The sequence below is a fragment of the Jiangella anatolica genome (assembly GCF_003236295.1).
GTDB classification, from domain to species: Bacteria; Actinomycetota; Actinomycetes; order Jiangellales; family Jiangellaceae; genus Jiangella; species Jiangella anatolica.
Map to the genome: position 1 here is coordinate 1 of NZ_POTW01000123.1, position 18,103 is coordinate 18,103.

17 protein-coding genes are annotated in these 18,103 nt (G+C 74.2%); 12 read left to right on the forward strand and 5 right to left on the reverse strand.

What is annotated here, in order from left to right; all coding sequences use genetic code 11:
• Both C1I92_RS29960 and C1I92_RS35505 read left to right on the forward strand, forming a co-directional pair.
• A partial coding sequence (locus tag C1I92_RS29960) for an alpha/beta fold hydrolase (protein WP_111258298.1) occupies window positions 1-1,047 on the forward strand: 1,047 nt, incomplete at its 5' end.
• Window positions 1,048-1,102: 55 nt separating this feature from the next.
• Window positions 1,103-1,684 carry a DivIVA domain-containing protein gene (locus C1I92_RS35505; protein WP_111258299.1) on the forward strand — a complete coding sequence of 194 codons (582 nt, stop codon included), beginning with the start codon at window positions 1,103-1,105 and terminating at the stop codon, window positions 1,682-1,684.
• 171 nt (window positions 1,685-1,855) lie between these two features.
• Here the strand turns inward: C1I92_RS35505 and C1I92_RS29970 are convergent, their stop codons facing one another.
• A complete protein-coding gene (locus C1I92_RS29970; protein WP_438940543.1) occupies window positions 1,856-2,950 on the reverse strand; it encodes a polyprenyl synthetase family protein in 1,095 nt (364 codons plus the stop codon).
• Between the two features lie 113 nt (window positions 2,951-3,063).
• Between C1I92_RS29970 and metF the strand changes: the two genes are divergently transcribed.
• A complete protein-coding gene (gene metF, locus C1I92_RS29975) occupies window positions 3,064-3,981 on the forward strand; it encodes a methylenetetrahydrofolate reductase [NAD(P)H] (protein WP_111258300.1) in 918 nt (305 codons plus the stop codon).
• A gap of 4 nt (window positions 3,982-3,985) precedes the next feature.
• Here metF and C1I92_RS29980 read toward each other — a convergent pair whose 3' ends face one another.
• Together C1I92_RS29980 and C1I92_RS29985 are read right to left on the reverse strand one after the other, a co-directional pair.
• On the reverse strand, window positions 3,986-5,065 hold the full coding sequence (locus C1I92_RS29980) for a phytoene desaturase family protein (RefSeq protein ID WP_111258301.1): 1,080 nt from the start codon (window positions 5,063-5,065) through the stop codon (window positions 3,986-3,988).
• A gap of 4 nt (window positions 5,066-5,069) precedes the next feature.
• A complete protein-coding gene (locus C1I92_RS29985; RefSeq protein ID WP_199521739.1) occupies window positions 5,070-5,561 on the reverse strand; it encodes a YbaK/EbsC family protein in 492 nt (163 codons plus the stop codon).
• 183 nt (window positions 5,562-5,744) lie between these two features.
• Here C1I92_RS29985 and C1I92_RS29990 point away from each other — a divergent pair, with 183 nt between their 5' ends.
• On the forward strand, window positions 5,745-6,185 hold the full coding sequence (locus tag C1I92_RS29990) for an SAV_6107 family HEPN domain-containing protein (RefSeq protein WP_111258314.1): 441 nt from the start codon (window positions 5,745-5,747) through the stop codon (window positions 6,183-6,185).
• 74 nt (window positions 6,186-6,259) lie between these two features.
• Window positions 6,260-7,195, forward strand: coding sequence for a proteasome assembly chaperone family protein (locus tag C1I92_RS29995; RefSeq protein ID WP_111258302.1), 936 nt, complete (start codon window positions 6,260-6,262; stop codon window positions 7,193-7,195).
• A gap of 6 nt (window positions 7,196-7,201) precedes the next feature.
• On the opposite strand, the gene C1I92_RS30000 is transcribed toward C1I92_RS29995, so the two are convergent.
• Window positions 7,202-8,233: a M48 family metallopeptidase gene (locus C1I92_RS30000; protein WP_111258303.1), complete on the reverse strand. Its 1,032-nt coding sequence runs from the start codon at window positions 8,231-8,233 to the stop codon at window positions 7,202-7,204.
• 83 nt (window positions 8,234-8,316) lie between these two features.
• Here C1I92_RS30000 and C1I92_RS30005 point away from each other — a divergent pair, with 83 nt between their 5' ends.
• From C1I92_RS30005 to C1I92_RS30015, 3 genes are read left to right on the forward strand one after another with little or no spacing between them, the layout of a single operon-like run.
• Window positions 8,317-9,390: an efflux RND transporter periplasmic adaptor subunit gene (locus tag C1I92_RS30005; protein ID WP_111258304.1), complete on the forward strand. Its 1,074-nt coding sequence runs from the start codon at window positions 8,317-8,319 to the stop codon at window positions 9,388-9,390.
• Window positions 9,387-10,127: an ABC transporter ATP-binding protein gene (locus tag C1I92_RS30010; protein ID WP_111258305.1), complete on the forward strand. Its 741-nt coding sequence runs from the start codon at window positions 9,387-9,389 to the stop codon at window positions 10,125-10,127. Before C1I92_RS30005 ends, C1I92_RS30010 begins: the two co-directional genes overlap by 4 nt.
• Window positions 10,124-11,320, forward strand: coding sequence for an ABC transporter permease (locus tag C1I92_RS30015; RefSeq protein ID WP_111258306.1), 1,197 nt, complete (start codon window positions 10,124-10,126; stop codon window positions 11,318-11,320). Before C1I92_RS30010 ends, C1I92_RS30015 begins: the two co-directional genes overlap by 4 nt.
• On the opposite strand, the gene C1I92_RS30020 is transcribed toward C1I92_RS30015, so the two are convergent.
• Window positions 11,317-14,289 carry a S8 family serine peptidase gene (locus tag C1I92_RS30020; protein ID WP_158564340.1) on the reverse strand — a complete coding sequence of 991 codons (2,973 nt, stop codon included), beginning with the start codon at window positions 14,287-14,289 and terminating at the stop codon, window positions 11,317-11,319. The genes C1I92_RS30015 and C1I92_RS30020 overlap by 4 nt on opposite strands.
• A gap of 154 nt (window positions 14,290-14,443) precedes the next feature.
• Between C1I92_RS30020 and C1I92_RS30025 the strand changes: the two genes are divergently transcribed.
• Genes C1I92_RS30025 through C1I92_RS30040 form a run of 4 tightly spaced genes read left to right on the forward strand, consistent with a single transcriptional unit; the run spans window position 14,444 to window position 18,035 of the window.
• Entirely contained in the window at window positions 14,444-15,373 is a 930-nt protein-coding gene (locus tag C1I92_RS30025) for an ABC transporter ATP-binding protein (RefSeq protein WP_111258308.1), read from the forward strand.
• On the forward strand, window positions 15,370-16,179 hold the full coding sequence (locus C1I92_RS30030) for an ABC transporter permease (protein ID WP_111258309.1): 810 nt from the start codon (window positions 15,370-15,372) through the stop codon (window positions 16,177-16,179). The genes C1I92_RS30025 and C1I92_RS30030 overlap by 4 nt, the downstream gene beginning before the upstream one ends.
• A gap of 27 nt (window positions 16,180-16,206) precedes the next feature.
• On the forward strand, window positions 16,207-17,433 hold the full coding sequence (locus C1I92_RS30035; protein WP_111258310.1) for a sensor histidine kinase: 1,227 nt from the start codon (window positions 16,207-16,209) through the stop codon (window positions 17,431-17,433).
• Window positions 17,430-18,035, forward strand: coding sequence for a response regulator transcription factor (locus C1I92_RS30040; protein WP_111258311.1), 606 nt, complete (start codon window positions 17,430-17,432; stop codon window positions 18,033-18,035). The genes C1I92_RS30035 and C1I92_RS30040 overlap by 4 nt, the downstream gene beginning before the upstream one ends.
• Window positions 18,036-18,103: the final 68 nt, after the last annotated feature.

The window sequence follows — 18,103 nt, forward strand, 5'->3', positions numbered from 1 at the left end:
GTCAAGGACTTCCGGGTGCTGCTGCTGGACCAGCGCGGCACCGGCCGGTCCACGCCTGCGACGGCGGCGACGCTCGCGGCTCGCGGCTCCGCCGCCGCGCAGGCGGACTACCTGGCGCACTTCCGGGCCGACTCGATCGTCGCCGACGCCGAGCTCGTCCGCCGCTCCCTGCTCGGCGACGAGGGCCGCTGGCACGTGCTGGGCCAGTCCTACGGCGGGTTCTGCTCGCTGACCTACCTGTCGTTCGCGCCGGAGTTCCTCGACTCGGTCATGCTCACCGGCGGGCTCGCGCCGCTCGTGGCCGGGCCGGACGACGTCTACGCGGCCACCTATCGCACCGTCGAGCGGAAGAACGCCGAGTTCCACGCGGCGTTCCCGTGGGCCCGGGCCCGGCTGGAGGAGGTCGCGGCGTTGGTCCGCGCCAACGACGTCGTGCTGCCCGATGGCTCGCCGCTCACCGTCCCGCGGCTGCAGGCGCTCGGCCACGGCCTGGGCGCGACGACCGCGATCCCCGGCCTGGCGTTCCAGCTGGAGGAGGCGTTCGCCGCCGACGGCGTGCTGTCCGACACGTTCCTCGTCCAGGCCTGGCAGACGCTGTCGATGGCGAGCCAGCCGCTGTACGCCGTCCTGCACGAGGCCTGCTACTCGCAGGGCGAGCCGACGCGGTGGTCGGCTGCGCGGGTGGGCGCGGGCCTGCCGCGGTTCGCGGCGGACGCGGACCCGCTGCTGCTCACCGGCGAGATGATCTACCCCTGGATGTTCGAGCACGACCCCGCGCTGATCCCGTTGCGGGAGACGGCGGACCTGCTGGCGCAGCGGTCGTGGAGCCCGCTGTACGACCTGGACCGGCTGGCGGCCAACGAGGTCCCGGTCGCGGCCGCCCTCTACACCGGCGACATGTACGTCGACGCCGGCTTCTCCCGCGACACCGCTGAACGCGTGCGCGGGCTGCGGTACTGGGAGACCAACGCCCACGAGCACGACGGCCTGCGCGAGACCGACGACGTCGTCGACCGGCTGATCCGGATGAACCGCGGGGAGCTCTGATGGCGAAGCCGCGCTTCACCGTCGCGCTGCGGCGCTGCTGTCGCCCGGCGACGGCGTGACGCCGGCGCCGTCCGGCGGGCCCGTCCAGCCGCCCGGGCAGGTGCCGGGCGCCCGGTTCCTCGTCGTGCGGATGCGCGAGGGCTACGACATCGGCGAGGTCGACGCGTTCGTCGACCGGATCCTGGCCGCCGCGCTGACGACCGACGCGGTCCGGCAGGTCCAGTTCACGACCGTGCGGCTGCGGGCCGGCTACGACATGCAGGCCGTCGACGAGTACCTGGACGAGGTGGCCGCCTGGCTGGAGACGGCGGCCGCCACCGGCGCCGGCGCCGCCGCCGAGCCGGTCGAGACGCAGAGCACGAACGAATGGCGCGAGTCGCTGACCGAGCGGTACGAGCTGCTGAAGGTCGCCGACCGGCCGGCGGGGGACCGGTTCGGGACCGTGCGGCTGCGCGAGGGCTACGACCCCGGCGAGGTGGACGTGTTCGTCGATCACGTCCGGGCCACGCTGGCCACGACGCTGACGGCCGCGGAGGTGCGGGCGGCCGAGTTCACCACCGTCCGGCTGCGCGAGGGCTACGACATGCCCGCCGTCGACGAGTGGCTCGCCGCCGTCGAGTCCGCCGCCGAGCGCTGACGATCAGGTGACGAAACGCCCGCCCGGAGCGCGCCTTTGGTCACCTGATCGTTTTCTGTCCACATCGTGGAGACGATCAGGTGACCAAGTGGCCGGCGCGCGGCGTCGTTACGTCACCTGATCGTTCTGCAGAAGATGATCAGGTGACGTCAGCGAGTTCCGGGGCCGCGGTCAGTGGGTGCGCTCGGTCGTCAGCTCGATCAGCTGCGACAGCGCCTTGCGGCCGTCGTCGGTGACGTCGGCGGTGTCGAGGGTGCTGTGGGCGTCGGTGACGAGGTCGGTGACCAGCGCCTCCACCCGGTCGAGCGCTCCCGTGTCGACCAGCACCGAGCGCAGCGCCGTCACGCCGTCGAGGTCCAGCGACGGGTCGCCGAGCCGCGCCGACACCAGGGCCGCCTGCGCCGGCGTCGCTCGTTCCAGCGCGTAGGCGACGAGCAGGGTGCGCTTGCCCTCGCGCAGGTCGTCGCCGGTGGGCTTGCCGGTGCGGTCCGGGTCGCCGAAGACGCCGAGGACATCGTCGCGGAGCTGGAACGCCTCGCCCAGGGCCAGGCCGAACCGGCGGTACGACGCCAGCAGCGGCTCCGGCGCCCCGGCCAGCGCGCCGCCGATGACCAGCGGGTGCTGAACGGAGTAGCCGGCGGACTTGTACCGGATCACGGTCCGGGCCCGGTCCGCCTGGCCGCCCGGCAGGCCGCCGCCACTGACCTGCTCCAGCATGTCGAGGTACTGCCCGCCGCCGACCTCGGTGCGCATCCGGTCGAACACCGTGCGGGCCGCCCGCAGCCGCTCGCCTGGCACGGTTGCCTGGTCGAACACCTCAGCGCTCCAGGCCAGCAGCATGTCGCCGAGCAGGATCGCGGCCGCCGCGCCGAACGCGTCCGGGTCGCCCTGCCAACCGGCGTCGCGATGCAGCGTCGCGAATCGGCGGTGGACGGACGGCAGCCCGCGCCGCGTGTCCGACGCGTCGATGAGGTCGTCATGGACCAGCGCCGACGCCTGGAACAGCTCCAGCGCCGCGCCGGCCGTCACCAGCGCCTCGTCCGACGGCGATCCGCCGGCTGCCCGCCAGCCCCAGTAGCAGAACGTCGGGCGCAGCCGCTTGCCGCCGGACAGGAACGCCGCCGCGGCGTCGACCAGCGGCAACGTCTGCGGGCTGGCCGCGCCGAGCAGCTCGCGCTGGCCGTCCAGGAACGCGTCCAGGGCCTGCTGGATGCGCGGGCGCAACAGGCCGACCGGGTCGTCGGGGCTCGCCAGGGGTGCGGGGATCGCCACGCCTGCAAGGCTAGGGGGTGCCGGCCCGACGGGAGGGGAGCGGGCGGCCGCGCCCGAACGCTGAGACGAATCGTCCGAAACGCGGACGCGGCCGGTACGCTGATCGGATGGCGCTGGGACTTCCGTCGACGATGCCCGGTGGTGCGCGCACCATCCGGGAGCTGCTGGCCGCCGGCGGACGCTCGTTCTCGTTCGAGTTCTTCCCGCCCAAGACCGAGCAGAGCGAGACCGCGTTCTGGCAGATCATGCGCGACCTCGAGCGGCTCCAGCCGACCTTCGTCTCCGTCACCTACGGCGCCGGCGGCACCACCCGCGACAAGACGGTCCGCATCACCGAGGGCATCGCCCGCGACACCACGCTGACCGTCGTCGGTCACCTGACCGCCGTGAACCACTCGGTCGCCGAGCTGCGCAACGTCATCGGCCAGTACGCCGACGCCGGGGTGCGCAACTTCCTCGCGCTGCGCGGCGACCCGCCGGGCAACCCTCAGGGCGAGTGGGTCAAGCACCCGGACGGCTTCGAGTACGCCGAGGACCTCATCCGGCTGATCCGCGCCAACGGTGACTTCTGCGTCGGCGTCGCCGCCTTCCCGGACAAGCACCCGCGCTCGCCCGACCTCGAGACCGACGCCCGGTTCCTGGCGCGCAAGTTCCAGGCCGGCGCCGACTACGCGCTCACTCAGATGTTCTTCCACGCCGACGCCTACCTGCGGCTGCGCGACCGCGTCGCGGCGGCCGGGGGAGACGCGCCGATCATCCCGGGCATCATGCCGGTGACGAACGTGCGGCAGATCCAGCGCTTCGCCCAGCTGACGGCGGCGGACTTCCCGCAGGCGCTGGCCGACCGGCTGCTCGCCGTCGAGGACGATCCCGAGGCCGTCCGCGCGATCGGCGTCGAGGTGGCGACGGAGCTGTGCGAGCGGGTGCTGGCCGAGGGCGCGCCCGGGCTGCACTTCATCACGCTGAACAAGTCGACGGCGACCCGGAAGATCTACCAGAACCTCGGGGTCGCGGCGCTGTCCTGACCGGTCAGGCCCGGCCGATGTGGTCGGCGACGATCGACGCGGACAGCGCGACGAGCGGGATGCCCGGCCCGGGGTGCGCGCCGGCGCCGGCGAGGTAGAGCCCGCGGGTCTTCGTGACGTTGGCCGGACGGCGGAACAGCGCGGTCACGCGGCCGGCGGCGGCGCCGTGCACGTCGCCGGCGGCGTCGTACCAGCTGGCCGCCCGGCCGCCGCCGGCAGGGAACCGGACCGTGCCGGCCGGTACGGGAGCGGCGACGGCGGCAGCGGCGGGCGCCGGGTGGTCGCGGCGGCGCCGGAACAGGCCACGGCGCTCATCAGCGAGGTCTCCTGGCGGCGCCGTCCACACGACCGCGTCGGCGCCGATCGTCCCGTCGGCCAGCCGCACGCCGTCGACCCGGCCGCCGTCCCGTGACGGGCCGGCCACAGTCACGTCGTAGCGGAACCGAGCCCCCCGCTCGGCCGCGCGACCGGCCAGCACGCCGACGAGCGTCGGCAGGTCTGCCGTCCACACGCCGAAGGTCTGCTCCAGATAGGGCAGCACGGTCAGCGCGGCCGGCGCCGTCGCCGGGTCGGCGCCGAACCTGGTCGCGTACGACTCCAGCGCTGCCCGCAGCCGGGGCTCGCGCAGCGACGCGGCGACGTCGCGCAGCGTTCCGCCGGACCGGGGCGGCTTGGCGCCCGCATGCCCGAGGACGATCGGCCGCAGCTCACGCCAGGACCGGTCGCCGTGCCCGACGACGGCGTCCCACTGCGCGCCCGCGCCCGGGCCGAACGCGTCGTCCAGCGCGCGCCGGGTGCCGGATGGGCTCGCGTTGGGGACGGCGACCTCGACTCCGTCCGCGAACACCCAGCGCACGGCCGGGTCGGCCGGGACGACGTCCAGCTCGCGCTCCAGCGGCCGGCCCGTCTTGCGGAACAGGTCGCGCAGCACCGCCGGCAGCGTGAACGGCTGCGGCGCGTAGGTCAGCTGGCCGCCCGGCGCCGGGCCGGACTCGAGCACCGTCACCTCGTGCCCGAAGTCGGCCAGCGCGAGGGCGGAGCAGAGCCCGGCCAGGCCGGCGCCCACGACGACGACGCGCGCCATCCGGTCAGGCGGTGACGTCGACGGGCGCGCCGCCAGTGACCCGGACCAGCTCGTCGAACGTCGTCGGGAAGACGGTGTGCGGGTGGCCGGCCGCGGCCCAGACGCGGTCGTACTTCGCCAGCCAGACGTCGACCAGCGTGCGTACGGGCGCCGGGTGCCCGACCGGCGCGACGCCGCCGATGGCCTGGCCGGTGTGGGTGCGGACGAAGTCGGGGGTGGCCCGGCCGACGGTGGTCGCGCCGGCCGCGCGTGCCAGCGCCGCGACGTCGGCCCGGTGCGCGCCGCTGGTCAGTACGAGCAAGGGCGCGCCGTCGCAGTCGAAGATCAGCGAGTTGGCGATCGCGCCCACCTCGCAGCCGAGGCGTTCGGCCGCCGCGGCCGCCGTCGGCGTGGAGTCCTCGAACGCGACGATCTCGGGCGTCGCGCCCGCGGCCGCCAGGGCGGCCCGGACCCGCTCGACACCGGGGTGGCTGAGGATCTTGTCGTTGCTGGTCACAGGGGTCGACCCTACCGCCTCCGGATTCGGTCCCGAGACGTTGTCGGTGCCGGGGTGTACATTGATTCCTAGGTCGAACAGTCGTTCGAACAAGATGCGGAGGCGGCCATGACTGTCGAGATCCAGGAGTACCGCCGGGTGCCGGCCGGCCACGGTGTGCCGGCCCCGCGCACGCGGCCGCCGATGGGCCACGCCGCCCTCGACCTGATCGAGCACGCGCGGCTGTGCCTGTCCGAGGCGGCGTCGGCCGGGCACGCCGCCGACCGGTTCGCCGCGGCGCACCTGGCGGCGCTGCGCGCGGCCGCGGCCGTCCTGGCGGCGAAGGCCCGCCCGGCGGAGTCCGGTCGCGGCCGGGGCCGGCGCGGGCACGGTCCGCGCAACGTGTGGGACCTCCTGCCCGGCGTCGCGCCGGAGCTGGCCGAGTGGGCCGCGTTCTTCGGCGCCAACGCCGGCAAGCGCGCCGCCGCGCAGGCCGGGCTGCCCGGCGCCGTCACCCCGCGCGAGGCCGACGACCTGCTCCGTCAGGCCGACGAGTTCCTCGGCCTGGTGTGCGTGCTGCTCGGCCTGCCGTACCAGGAGCCGCTCGACGGCCCGGTCGTCGCGCTCGTCCCCGGCGCTGCGTAAGGCCGAGCGGGAAGCCTGCGGCGGCTTGCGGCGTTATGCCTCTTGTTCTGTCTGTCCGATGTCGGGAGTGCGCCATGCCGAGCCGCAGTGAGCTGTACGAGCTCGTCGACGAGCCGTCCGAGCTGGGAGCACCGGTTCTGGTCTACTGGTTCGACGGCTTCGTGGACGCCGGCCGAGCCGGCGGCGGCCTCGTCGACCATCTGCTCGCCACCCTCGACACCGAGGTCGTGGCCCGCTTCGACGTCGACGCGCTGATCGACTACCGCTCCCGCCGGCCGGAGATGCGCTTCGCCGACGGCGCCTTCCAGGAGTACGACGCGCCCGAGCTGACGCTGCGGCTGGTCCGCGACGACGTCGGCGAGCCGTTCCTGCTGCTGTCCGGCCCGGAGCCGGACGTGCGCTGGGAGGCCTTCGTTGCCGCCGTCACCGACCTGGTCGAGCGGCTCGGCGTCCGGCTGTCCATCGGCGTGCACGGCATCCCGAACCCGGTGCCGCACACCCGCCCTCTGAGCGTGCTCACCCACGCCAACCGCCCCGGCCTGCTCGACGACTCCGCGCTGGTCGACGTCGAGCTGCGCGTGCCGGGCAACGTCGCGTCGCTGCTGGAGTACCGCCTGGGCCAGACCGGCCACGACGCCATTGGCCTCGTCGCGCGGGTGCCGCACTACCTCGCCGAGTCCGAGTACCCGCAGTCGTCGCTGACGCTGCTGCGCGCCCTCAGCGCCACCACCGGCCTGCTGCTGCCGTCCGGCGAGCTGGCCGAGGCCGCCCGCCGCACCGACGAGCTCGTCCGTCAGCAGGTCGAGGGCAACGACCAGGTCGCCAAGGTCGTGCATGCGCTGGAGAACCAATACGACGCGTTCGCCGGCGGCGACGCGCGCGGCAGCCTGATCGCCGAGCAGCGGGCGGTGCCCAGCGCCGACGAGATCGGCGCCGAGCTCGAGCAGTTCCTCGCCGACCTCGACGACACCGACGGCCCCGAGACCGGCGAGGACCCCGGGGACCGCTGAGCCGCCCTAGTTCGAGCCGTCCGACGGGCGGCGCATCCGGCCGGCGAGGTTGTCGAACAGCTTGCCGCCGGCGTCGCCGACCCCGTTGACGATGTCGCGCAGCGTGCTGATCAGCGGGTCCGACGTCCGGGTCCACGACTCCTGGTAGGACTTCGCGGCGTTGCGGACCTCCTGGCTGACCGAGGCGTCCCGGTCGTCGGAGCGGCGCGGGTAGTCGCCGGCGAGGATGCGGCTGTACTCGCCCGACGCCGCCCAGCGATCCAGCTCGGCCAGCCGCACGACCGCCTGCGGGTGGGTGCGCCCCATCAGGCTCATCAGCTTGATCACGCCGTCGCGGGCGTCCTCGCCGGCGTCGTACTCGCGGGCCTGCTGCAGGAACGCGTCGATGTCCATCTCGGCCAGCCGGGAGCCGCCGGCCAGCTTCATCAGGGCGCGCTTCGCCGCGGCGGGGTCCTGCGACGACAGCAGGCCGGCCCGGTCCGCGGACAGCTCGGACTTCCGCTGCCACTCCTCCAGCGCGAACACGATCGCCCGCAGCCCGACGTAGCCGAGCGGGATCCAGGCGACCCGCAGCGCCAGCCGGGTCAGCATCAGCAGCAGCGTCCGGTAGACGGCGTGGCCGGACAGGATGTGCCCGACCTCGTGCCCGATGGCGACCCGCCGCTCCTCGGCGTCGAGCAGGTCGAACAGCCCGGTCGTGACGACGATGAACGGCTTGTCGGTGCCGATGGCCATCGCCCGCGGGTAGGGATCGGTGACGATGTAGAGCTCCGGCCGCTCCACGTCGAGGATGTGGGCGGCGTCGACGACGTCCTGGTAGACGTCGCGGAACTGGGTCTCGCCGACGCGGACGGCGCTGGACAGGTAGTGCAGCCGCAGGCTGCGCTCGTTGAACAGTCCGGACATCTTGCGCAGCAGGGTGTCGAAGCCGCGCAGCGACCGCATCGCGACCAGCGCGCCGCGGTCGGCCGGGTGCTCGTAGGCGCGCGAGCTGAGGTCGGGGAAGCGGACGCGGCTGCGGTCGGGCTCGGTCGTCATGCAGCCATCGTAGACCCAGTGTTGACAATGCACATACTCGGTATACATGCTGACTGCCACACGAGCGAAGAGGAGTCACGTCCGTGGGCGTCACCCGACGGATCGTCCTGCCGACGATCAGGATCCTGCTGCTGGCGGTCATCGCGGTCGCCGCCGTCCGCCTGGCCTTCGGCGGCGACGACGACCCGGCCGCGGGCGACGAGCCGGCCGTACCATCGGTCGAGATCGTCCAGCCGGAGGTGCCGGTCAGCCTCGGCACCGTCGTCAACACCGTCGAGGTCGAGGCGACCATCACGGCCGACGCGCCGACCCCGGTCCGGGCCACCGACGGCGGCGAGGTGACGGTGCTGCACGCCGACCCCGGCGACGTCGTCGAGAAGGGCGACCCGCTGATCGAGGTCGTGTTCGAGGAGGAGGGCGAGCCCACGACCGAGACCGACGACGAGGGCAACGAGGTCGAGGTGCCGGGCGAGCCGGTCCGCCGCTTCCGCACCATCGAGGCCCCCATCGCCGGCACCGTCGGCGAGTACGACGTGCTGGTCGGCGAGACAGTCGCCGTCGGCGACACCGTCGGCAGCATCGCGACCGGCGGGTTCACCGTCTCCGGGACGTTGTCCGCCGAGCAGCAGTATCGCCTGGTCAGCGGCCCGACGGCGGCAGAGGTGCAGGCCCGCGGCGGCCCGGCGCCGTTCGCCTGCACCGACCTGCGCACCGGCCGGTCCGCGTCCGGCGGCGGGGGAGAGGGCGGCGACGACGGTGGTGGCGGGGACGCCGGCGGCGCGGTGGTCGACCCGATGGCGCCGGAGCAGGGTGGTGGCGGCGGTTCCAGCACCGCGATCTCCTGCACCGTCCCGGCCGGTGTCACGGTCTTCGACGGCCTGGCCGCGACGATGGTGATCGAGGCCGGCCGCGCCGAGAACGTGCTGGTCGTGCCGGTGACGGCGGTCGAGGGTGCGTTCGAGACCGGCAACGTGTGGGTGCCCGCCGCCGACGGTGGCGAGCCGGTCGAGACGCCGGTGACGCTGGGCCTCACCGACGGCGAGGTGGTCGAGATCCGCGAGGGCCTGACCGAGGGCACGATGGTGCTCGAGTTCGTCCCGGGCGGCGCCGCGGAGGAAGAGGTCGCACCGGAGATGATGGGCGGCCAGGCCGGATGAGCCTCCTCGAGCTCGACGGCGTCGGCCGGACGGTGGTCCTGCCCGACGGCGACCTGTTGGAGATCCTCCGCGACGTCACGTTCACCATCGAGGAGGGCGAGCACGTGTCGATCGTCGGCCGGTCCGGGTCGGGGAAATCGACGCTGCTCAACCTCATGGGCCTGCTCGACACGCCGACGGAGGGCGAGTACCGGCTGGACGGCCGGCCGACCGCCGGGCTGTCGCAGCGGCACCGGGCCAAGCTCCGCGGCGCCGGGTTCGGCTTCGTGTTCCAGCAGTTCAACCTGCTGCCCGGGCGCACGGCGCAGGAGAACGTCGCCGCGCCGCTGCTGTACTCCGGCGGCCGGGAGTTCTGGCGCCGCCGCCGGCTGGCCGAGGACATGCTGGGCCGCGTCGGCCTCGGCGACCGCGCCGACACGATGCCGGAGAAGCTGTCCGGCGGCGAGCAGCAGCGGGTCGCGATCGCCCGCAGCCTGATCCGCCGGCCGCGGGTGATCCTGTGCGACGAGCCGACCGGCGCGCTGGATGTGCAGACCGGCACCGAGATCATGGACCTGCTCGACACCGTCGCCGCGGAGTCCGGCGCGACGCTGGTCACCATCACGCACGACACGATGGTCGCCGCGCGGGCGCACCGGCACTACCGCCTCGACGCCGGCGTGCTCGGCCCGCTGGACCCGGCCGAGCTGGCGCCGGCCCGGCAGGTCGCCGCGCCCCGTCAGGTGGTCGCGTCGTGACCGGGCTGGCGGCGGCGTTCGCCGAGGCGTGGGACGAGGTCCGCATCCACAAGGTCCGGGTGATCGTGTCGCTGATCGGCGTGCTGATCGCCGTCGCCGCGATGACGGTGATCACCGCGCTGGGCGACATGGCCCGGCAGGCCAACGCCGAGCACTCCGAGCGCACGTCCGGCCGGCCGGCGACGCTGTCGGTCAACGTGTGGAGCGAGACCGGCATGGTGGCGGCCGAGCCGGTCGTGACGGCCTACCGCGAGCTGGTCGAACGGCACTCCGTCGGCTACGCGTCGCAGGTCGGCTACAGCGAGAACGTCATGCGGTTCGCCGACGGCAGCGAGCCGATCTCCACCATCGCCGTCGACCCGCAGTACGGCGAGATGCACCGGATCGAGCCGCTGCACGGGCGCTGGTTCGCCGCCGCCGACGCGGACCGGCTGGCGCCGGTGCTGGTGGTGAACGAGATGTTCTACCAGCGGCTGGGCGCGCCGGACCTGCGGACGAACCCGACGGTGGTGATCACCGGCACCCGGCCGGTGCGGGCCACCGTCATCGGCGTCACCCGGGACGCGTACGAGGGCGAGATGCCCGGCGCCTACCTGCTCACGTCGCACCTGGACCGGTGGGAGATCCAGGGCCTCTACGCGTCGACGCCGACGCTGGAGCTGTGGGTGCCGCCGGACAGCGCCGACCAGCTGACCGAGGTGGTCCGCTCCGACCTGGTCAGCCGGCTCGGCGACGATGTCCAGGTCGAGATCTACCGCGCCGACCCGGAGGACTTCGACGTCATCGACAGCCAGCTGCAGTGGGTGGTCCGCGGCGTCAGCGTCATCGCGCTGGGCATGGGCGCGCTCGGGCTGGTGAATATCGCGCTGGTGACGATCAAGTACCGGGTCCGCGAGATCGGGGTGCGGCGCAGCTTCGGCGCGACGTCGGCCCGGGTGTTCTTCTCGGTGATGATGGAGAGCGTCTTCGCGACGGCGGTCGCCGGCCTGGCCGGGGTGGTGCTGGCAGTGGCGATCGTCAAGAACGTGCCGATCGACGAGCTGATCGGCGGCGCCGTCACCGACGTGCCGGAGTTCCCCGTCGGCGCCGCCGTCCAGGGCCTCGTCGCGGCGACGGTGGTCGGCGCCCTCGCCGGGATCCTGCCCGCCACCGTCGCCGTCCGCGTGAAGGTGATCGACGCCATCCGCTTCTAGGGCTCGACGGCGACCACCGTGGTGCCGGTCGTGGCGGCGTAGCCGACGACGCCGAGGTACGGGGTGCCGGGGGTGAGGCCGGTCCAGGTGACGGTGACGTCGGCCGGTTCGCCGGCGCGGGCGGGCAGCGGGTCCGGCGCGACGGTCGCGTTGCCGGCCGCGTCCGCGCCGACGGCGAACGTGCGCAGGCTGAAGTCCGTCGCCGACCCGTCCGGGCTGGAGAACAGGTGCACCAGCACCTGGTACGTCCCCGGCTCCGGCGCGGTCAGGTCGACCCGCTCGCTGGCGGCGCCGGTCGCGCCGTTCACCGGCAGCTCGGCGCCGTCCGGACCGTAGACGTAGATGTCGTAGTCCGCCGACTCGAGCCCGGCGACCAGGTCGAACCGGGCCAGCGACGTACCTTCCGGCACCTCGAAGCTCACCACCTGTGAGGATGCGTTCCCGGCCGGGTCCGGCGCCTCGCCGGGGGTGAGCGACCCATCGGTCACCTCGCCCGGCGCCAGCCCGCGCAGCGTCAGGTCCACCTCGCCGGTCGCCGACGTCGTCACCTGATACGTGGCCGTGCCGTCGGCCCCCGTCCCGGTCACCTCGGTCGGCGCGGCGACGGAGACCGGGCGGGCCACGATCGGGCTGCGCACCGTCGTCCCGCCGCCGCTCCAGGTCAGCGAGCCGTGCGCGTACTCGTCCAGCGCCGCACGGGTCCGGGTGAGCGTCACCTCGAACGTCTTGCTCTGCCCGGGCCGGCCGAAGTACAGCACCGACGGCGTCACCCGGGCGGTGAACCCGGGCACGTCGACGGTCGCCCGGTACAGCCCCGGCGTGACGGCGGTGACGGTGCGGGTGATCGTCTGCCGCCCGGCCAGCGCGCCGACCGCGATCGACGGCTGGTTGAGGTCCGACGGGTCGATCGGCTCGACCCCCGGCACGCCGGAGTCCTCGCCGGTGCCCTCGATGAAGGACAGCCAGTCGTCGACCCCGGCCTCGTAGACCAGGCCGGGGTCGAGGAACCGGGTCGGGTCGACGTGCCCGGCGCCGGCGTGGAACCGGTCGGGGTCCGGCTCGCCGGACGCGAGCAGCAGGTCGTACGCCGTCGTCATCATCGCCGACCGGATCGCCGCGACCGACCAGTCCGGCTTCGCCGCGCGGATCAGCGCGGCCAGGCCGGCGACGTGGGGCGAGGCCATCGACGTGCCGGAGACGAAGTCGAAGTCGTTGCCGTTGTGCGGCCCGGGCGCGACGGCCGCGAGCACGTCGACCCCGGGGGCGGCGATGTCCGGCTTGAGCAGGTCGCCGCCGTTGGCCAGCGCAGGACCGCGCGACGAGAACCCGGCCAGCACCGGCTTCGGCGTCGGCGGCAGGTCCGTCCGGTCACCGGGCAGCAGCGCCGCCGTGGCGCCCTCGCCGGCCGCGTACTCCCTGACCAGCGCCGCGTCCGCGGCGCCGATGTGCACGGCCGGGACGGAGTGGAAGTCGGCGTTGAGCGTCTCGGCCGGGTCCACGTTGCCGAGCACCATGCCGACGCCGCCGGCCCGCTGCACCTCCGCCGACTTCGACACCCGGTCGTACACGCCGCGGTCGCAGACCACGACGGCGCCGACGGCGGCCGCCGCGTCCAGCGACGACTCCGCGCACAGCGCCGCCTCGTCCGGCTCCACGCCGGCGGCCGGGATGTCGCGCGCGTAGACCAGCGGCGTCTGCTCCGGCACGCCGGCGTCGCTGATCATCGAGCCGCGGAAGCGCCGGCCGTCGCCCAGCTCGACGGTGCCCTCGTAGACCTGGTGCGTGCTGGCCGCGACGGTCGTGACCCACGGGCTGTTGTGCGCGACGGTCGACTCGCCCGGCCCGGAGTTACCGGCCGACACGGCGACGAAGATGTTCGCCGACGCCGCGGAGAGGAACGCCAGCTCGACCGGGTCGACCAGCGTGTCGGTCGCGCCGGAGATCGAGTAGTTGATGACGTCGACGCCGTCCAGGATCGCCTGGTCGATCGCGGCGACGGAGTCCGACGGGTAGCAGCCGCCGGTGTCCGGGTCGTCGTCCTGCCAGCACACCTTGTACGCGGCGATCGAGGCGCCCGGCGCCATCCCCGACCCGTCGCCGAACGCGCGGCCGTTCACCGCCATCGGCACGCCGTGGTTGCCGGCGGCCGTGCCGGCGGTGTGGCTGCCGTGGCCGTCGCCGTCGCGGGTGGACAGGTGCTCGTTCGGGTCGCGGTGCTCCGGGGGCACGTTCGCGACGAAGCCGTCGTCGTAGTAGCGGGCCGAGACGAGCTTGCCGTTGCACAGGTCGGCGGTCCAGTTCTGGCCCGGCTCGCAGGCGCCGGTGAACGTGTCGCCGTCAGCCTTCAGGATCGCCGTGCCGGTGTCCGACGTGCGGTAGGCGACGCCCGGCTCGCCGGTCGGGCCGTCCGCGAGGGCGGGCCCGGCGAACGACGCGCTCTCCGGCCAGATCCCGGTGTCGATGACGCCGACGACGATGCCCCGCCCCGCGTCCGCCGGCCCGCCGAGCGCAGACCACACGCCGTCGTCGCCGGTCAGGCCGAGGAACTCCGGCGAGGCGACGGTGTCGACGGCGCGCGGGGTGTCCGGCACGACGGCGCGCACCCGCGGGTCCGCGGCCAGCTCCGCCGCCTGCGCCGCCGTCAGCTCGGCGGCGAACCCGTTCACCGCGACCGTGTACTGGTACAGCGGCTCGGCGCCGACGTCGCCGGCCAGCTCCTGCTGCCGCGAGCTCAGGTGGGCGCGGTAGTCGCGGACGGCGCGGTCGCCGGCCCGCAGCCGCTCGCCGTCGTCCGGCGCCGTCGGCTCGAAACCTCGCACCCCGCCCTCGTAGGTCGCCGCCGGCGGCTCCGTCAGCACGACGACATAGGAGCCGCTGGGGCCGGACGGCCCGGCGGCGACGGCGGTCGAGGTGGCGGCCAGGACGCCGACGCTCGCGAGGGCGACGACGAGGCGGGTGAGCTGCGGCACGAGTGGTCCTCCGGGGTGGTGACATTCGTCATCGACCGGCCCCGCATCCGTCATCGAGGCCGGTGACATCGCCCACCGGATCGGGCCGTCCTCCTGGGCCACGATGGGGTCATGGCGAACATCGAACCATCCCGGGCGGCCCGAGGAGGCGCAGATGGCTGAGGTCATCGAGGTCTCCGGGGTGCGCCGCAGCTACGGCGACTACGAGGCGGTGCGCGGCGTGACGTTCTCCGTCGCGCGCGGCGAGCTGTTCGCGCTGCTCGGCACGAACGGCGCCGGCAAGACGTCCACGCTGGAGGTCGTCGAGGGGCTGGCCCGGCCCGGCGGCGGACGGGTCCAGGTGCTCGGCCGCGACCCCTGGGCCGACCGGGCCGCCGTCCGGCCACGGATCGGGGTGATGCTGCAGGCCGGCGGGTTTCCCGGCGACCTCACCGTGACCGAGACCGCCGTGATGTGGGCCGGGACGCTGACCGCGCCGCGTCCGGTCGGAGAGGCACTGGAGCTGGTGGACCTCGCGCACCGCGCCGGGATCGCCGTGAAGCAGCTCTCCGGCGGCGAGCGGCGCCGGCTCGACCTCGCGCTGGCCGTGCTGGCCCGCCCGGAGGTGCTGTTCCTGGACGAGCCGACCACCGGGCTGGATCCGGAGAGCCGCCGCAACACCTGGCAGCTGGTCCGCTCGCTGCTCGACGACGGCGTCACGGTGCTGCTCACCACCCACTACCTCGACGAGGCGGAGGAGCTGGCCGACCGGCTGGCGATCATGCACGAGGGCCGGATCGTCCGCAGCGGCACCGTCGCCGAGGTGGTCGCATCGCAGCCGGCGACGGTGTCGTTCGCGCTGCCGGCCGCGGTGAGCCGGGCCGACCTGCCCGAGCTGCCCGGCACGCTCGCCGTCGACGACGGGCGCCGGATCGAGCTGCACACCGACACCATGCAGACGACGCTGACCGGCCTGCTGGTCTGGGCCCGCGACCACGGTGTCGAGCTGGCCGAGCTGTCGGCCCGGCCGGCGTCGCTGGAGCAGGCCTTCCTGGCCGTCGCCTCCGCACCTGGGACGCCCGAGCGAACGGAGGTGGCGGCATGACCGCCCTGGTCATGACGGGATCGCTGCGCCGGGTGCGGTCGCTGGCGACGGCCGAGGTCCGGCTGCTGGTGCGCAACCGGACGGCGATGTTCACCGCGTTGGGGCTGCCGGTCTTCACCGTCCTGCTGCTGAGCACCGTCGGACTCGGTGAGGACACCGGGCTGCCGCTCGGCGCGATGGTGCTCACCATGCTGGCCGGGTTCACGCTGCTGTACGTCGTCTACTACAACCTCGTGTCGGCGTACGTGGCCCGGCGCGAGGAGCTGGTGCTGAAGCGGCTGCGGGTCGGCGAGCTGCGCGACGCGGAGATCCTGGCGGGCACCGCGCTCCCGTCCGTCCTGGTCGCGCTCGCGCAGGTGCTGCTGACGGCTGTCGTCGCGGCGCTGGTGTTCGAGCTCGACCCGCCGCCGAACGTGCTGCTCGCCGTGGCGGCGGTGCTGGCCGGCCTGGTGCTGTTCGTGCTGCTCGCCGCCGCGTCCACCGCGATCACCCGCAACGTCGAGATGGCGCAGGTCAGCACACTGCCGATGCTGTTCCTCGGGATGGGCAGCCTGCTCCTGTCCGGTGTCGCGATGCCGGCGGACTCGCTGCCGGACGGGGTGCGCACGGCGCTGCAGTTCGTGCCGCTGACGCCGATCGTGGACCTGATCCAGCTCGGGCTGACCGGCCGCACGCCGGACGGCGACACCGTCGGGTTCGCCGCCAGCTGGGCCGAGGCCGCCGTCCCGCTGGCGATCACCGTCGCCTGGCTCGCGATCGGTGTGTGGGCGCTGCGGCGCTGGTTCCGGTGGGAGCCGCGTGGCTGAAGCCGGCGGCGTGACAAGCTGATGCCCGTGTCGACGGTCAGCCGGTGGTGGGAGGAGCGCAGCGCGCCGCAGCGCTTCGACCTCTACACCCGCGGCACGGTGTACTCGATGCTGGCGGCCGAGCCGTTCGTCGCGCTGCTGCTCGCCTCGGCCGGCACCGGCGGCCCCTCCGCGCCGGCCGTCCTGACGTTCGTGGCGGCGACCGCCGTGCACGCCGGCGTCGCGTACCTGGTGCTGCGGGCCGGCCTCGAGTGGCACCTCGGACGCGGGGCGTGGCCGCGCCGGTGGACGGCGGTGCTGGTGGCCGCGACCGTGGTCACCGTCGCCGTGGCGCTGGCGGTGTTCGGCGCGGAGGCGCCGGCCGAGCCGGGCGAGATCACCGGCGGCGTCGTCAGCGCCTACGCCGTCCTCCTGGTCGTCGGAATCGCGGTCGGCGCGCTGACGCCGCGGCTGGCCAGCCCGCAGCTGCTGGTGGTGGCGCTGGTCGTCGGCACGGCGGTGGCCGGCATCGGGCTGGCGAGCGGCTGGCCGACGCCTACCGCGATCGGGGTCGGCTTCTCCGGCGTGTTCGCCTACCTCGGCGGACTGACGGCGTTCCGCGCGTCGGTGTGGATGCTCGGGATCGTGTGGGAGCTGGACCGGTCCCGGCAGGTGCAGGCCGACCTCGCCGTCGCCGAGGAGCGGCTGCGCTTCGCCCGTGACCTGCACGACATCCTCGGCCGCAACCTCTCCGTCATCGCCGTCAAGAGCGAGCTGGCCGCCGCGCTGGCCCGCCGCGGCCGGGACGAGGCGGACGAGGAGATGATGGCCGTCCGCGACATCGCCCAGGAGTCGCTGCGCGAGGTCCGCGACGTCGTGCGCGGCTACCGTGAGGTCGACCTGACGACCGAGCTGGCCGGCGCCCGCTCCGTCCTCCGCTCCGCCGGCGTCTCGACCCGCGTCGTCGGCGAGGTCGGCGGGCTGCCCGCGGACGTGCAGGCGGTGCTCGGCTGGGTCGCCCGTGAGGGCACGACGAACGTGCTGCGCCACAGCACCGCCTCGACCTGTGTCATCACCGTCGCCGGGTCCGGCGCGACCGTCACCCTGACCATGGAGAACGACGGCGTCCGTGCGCCGGTGGACGGCGCCGGGTCCGGGCTGTCCGGTCTCGCGGAGCGGCTGGGCGAGCTGGGCGGGTCGCTGACGGCGGACCGGCTGGCCGGCGGCCGGTTCCGGCTGACCGCGCGGGTGCCGTCGACGGGGGTGACGGCGTGATCCGCGTGCTGCTGGCCGACGACGAGAACCTGATCCGGTCCGCCCTGAGGGCGCTGCTGTCGCTGGAGGACGGCATCGAGGTGGTGGCCGAGGCCGCGACCGCCGACGAGGCGCTGGCGATGGCCCGCTCGTTCCGTCCCGACGTCGCCGTGCTGGACCTGCAGCTGCCCGACCGCGACGGCATCGCGCTCGCTGCCGACCTGCACGAGCAGGTGCCCGGCTGCCGAACGATGATCGTCACCAGCCACGGCCGGCCGGGGTATCTGAAGCGGGCGCTGGCCGGGGGAGTCGGCGGCTTCCTGCCCAAGACCGTGTCCGCGTCGGTGCTGGCCCAGGTGGTCCGGACGGTGCACGCCGGCGGCCGCTACGTCGACCCGGAGCTCGCGGCGGACGCGATCAGCGCCGGAGACAGCCCGCTGACCGCGCGCGAGTCCGACGTGCTGGAGCTGGCGGCCGAGGGCGCGCCGGTCGAGGAGATCGCCCGCCGCGCCGCGCTGACGCCGGGCACCGTCCGCAACTACCTCTCGTCGGCCGCGTCCAAGCTCGGCGCCGCCAACCGCCACGAGGCCGTCCACGTCGCCCGCCGCCACGGCTGGATCTGACCCCTGGCCCCCATGATCATCAACCTTCTGTGCTGTCATCACGACGCGGAAGGTTGATGATCATGGGG

Excerpts from the sequence above, each read along its gene's own strand:
- metF (WP_111258300.1), top strand. The coding sequence starts at position 3,064 with ATGGCGCTGGGACTTCCGTCGACGATGCCCGGTGGTGCGCGCACCATC.
- C1I92_RS29980 (WP_111258301.1), bottom strand. The coding sequence starts at position 5,065 with ATGGCGCGCGTCGTCGTCGTGGGCGCCGGCCTGGCCGGGCTCTGCTCC.
- C1I92_RS29990 (WP_111258314.1), top strand. The coding sequence starts at position 5,745 with ATGGGCCACGCCGCCCTCGACCTGATCGAGCACGCGCGGCTGTGCCTG.
- C1I92_RS29995 (WP_111258302.1), top strand. The coding sequence starts at position 6,260 with ATGCCGAGCCGCAGTGAGCTGTACGAGCTCGTCGACGAGCCGTCCGAG.
- C1I92_RS30000 (WP_111258303.1), bottom strand. The coding sequence starts at position 8,233 with ATGACGACCGAGCCCGACCGCAGCCGCGTCCGCTTCCCCGACCTCAGC.
- C1I92_RS30010 (WP_111258305.1), top strand. The coding sequence starts at position 9,387 with ATGAGCCTCCTCGAGCTCGACGGCGTCGGCCGGACGGTGGTCCTGCCC.
- C1I92_RS30025 (WP_111258308.1), top strand. The coding sequence starts at position 14,444 with ATGGCTGAGGTCATCGAGGTCTCCGGGGTGCGCCGCAGCTACGGCGAC.
- C1I92_RS30030 (WP_111258309.1), top strand. The coding sequence starts at position 15,370 with ATGACCGCCCTGGTCATGACGGGATCGCTGCGCCGGGTGCGGTCGCTG.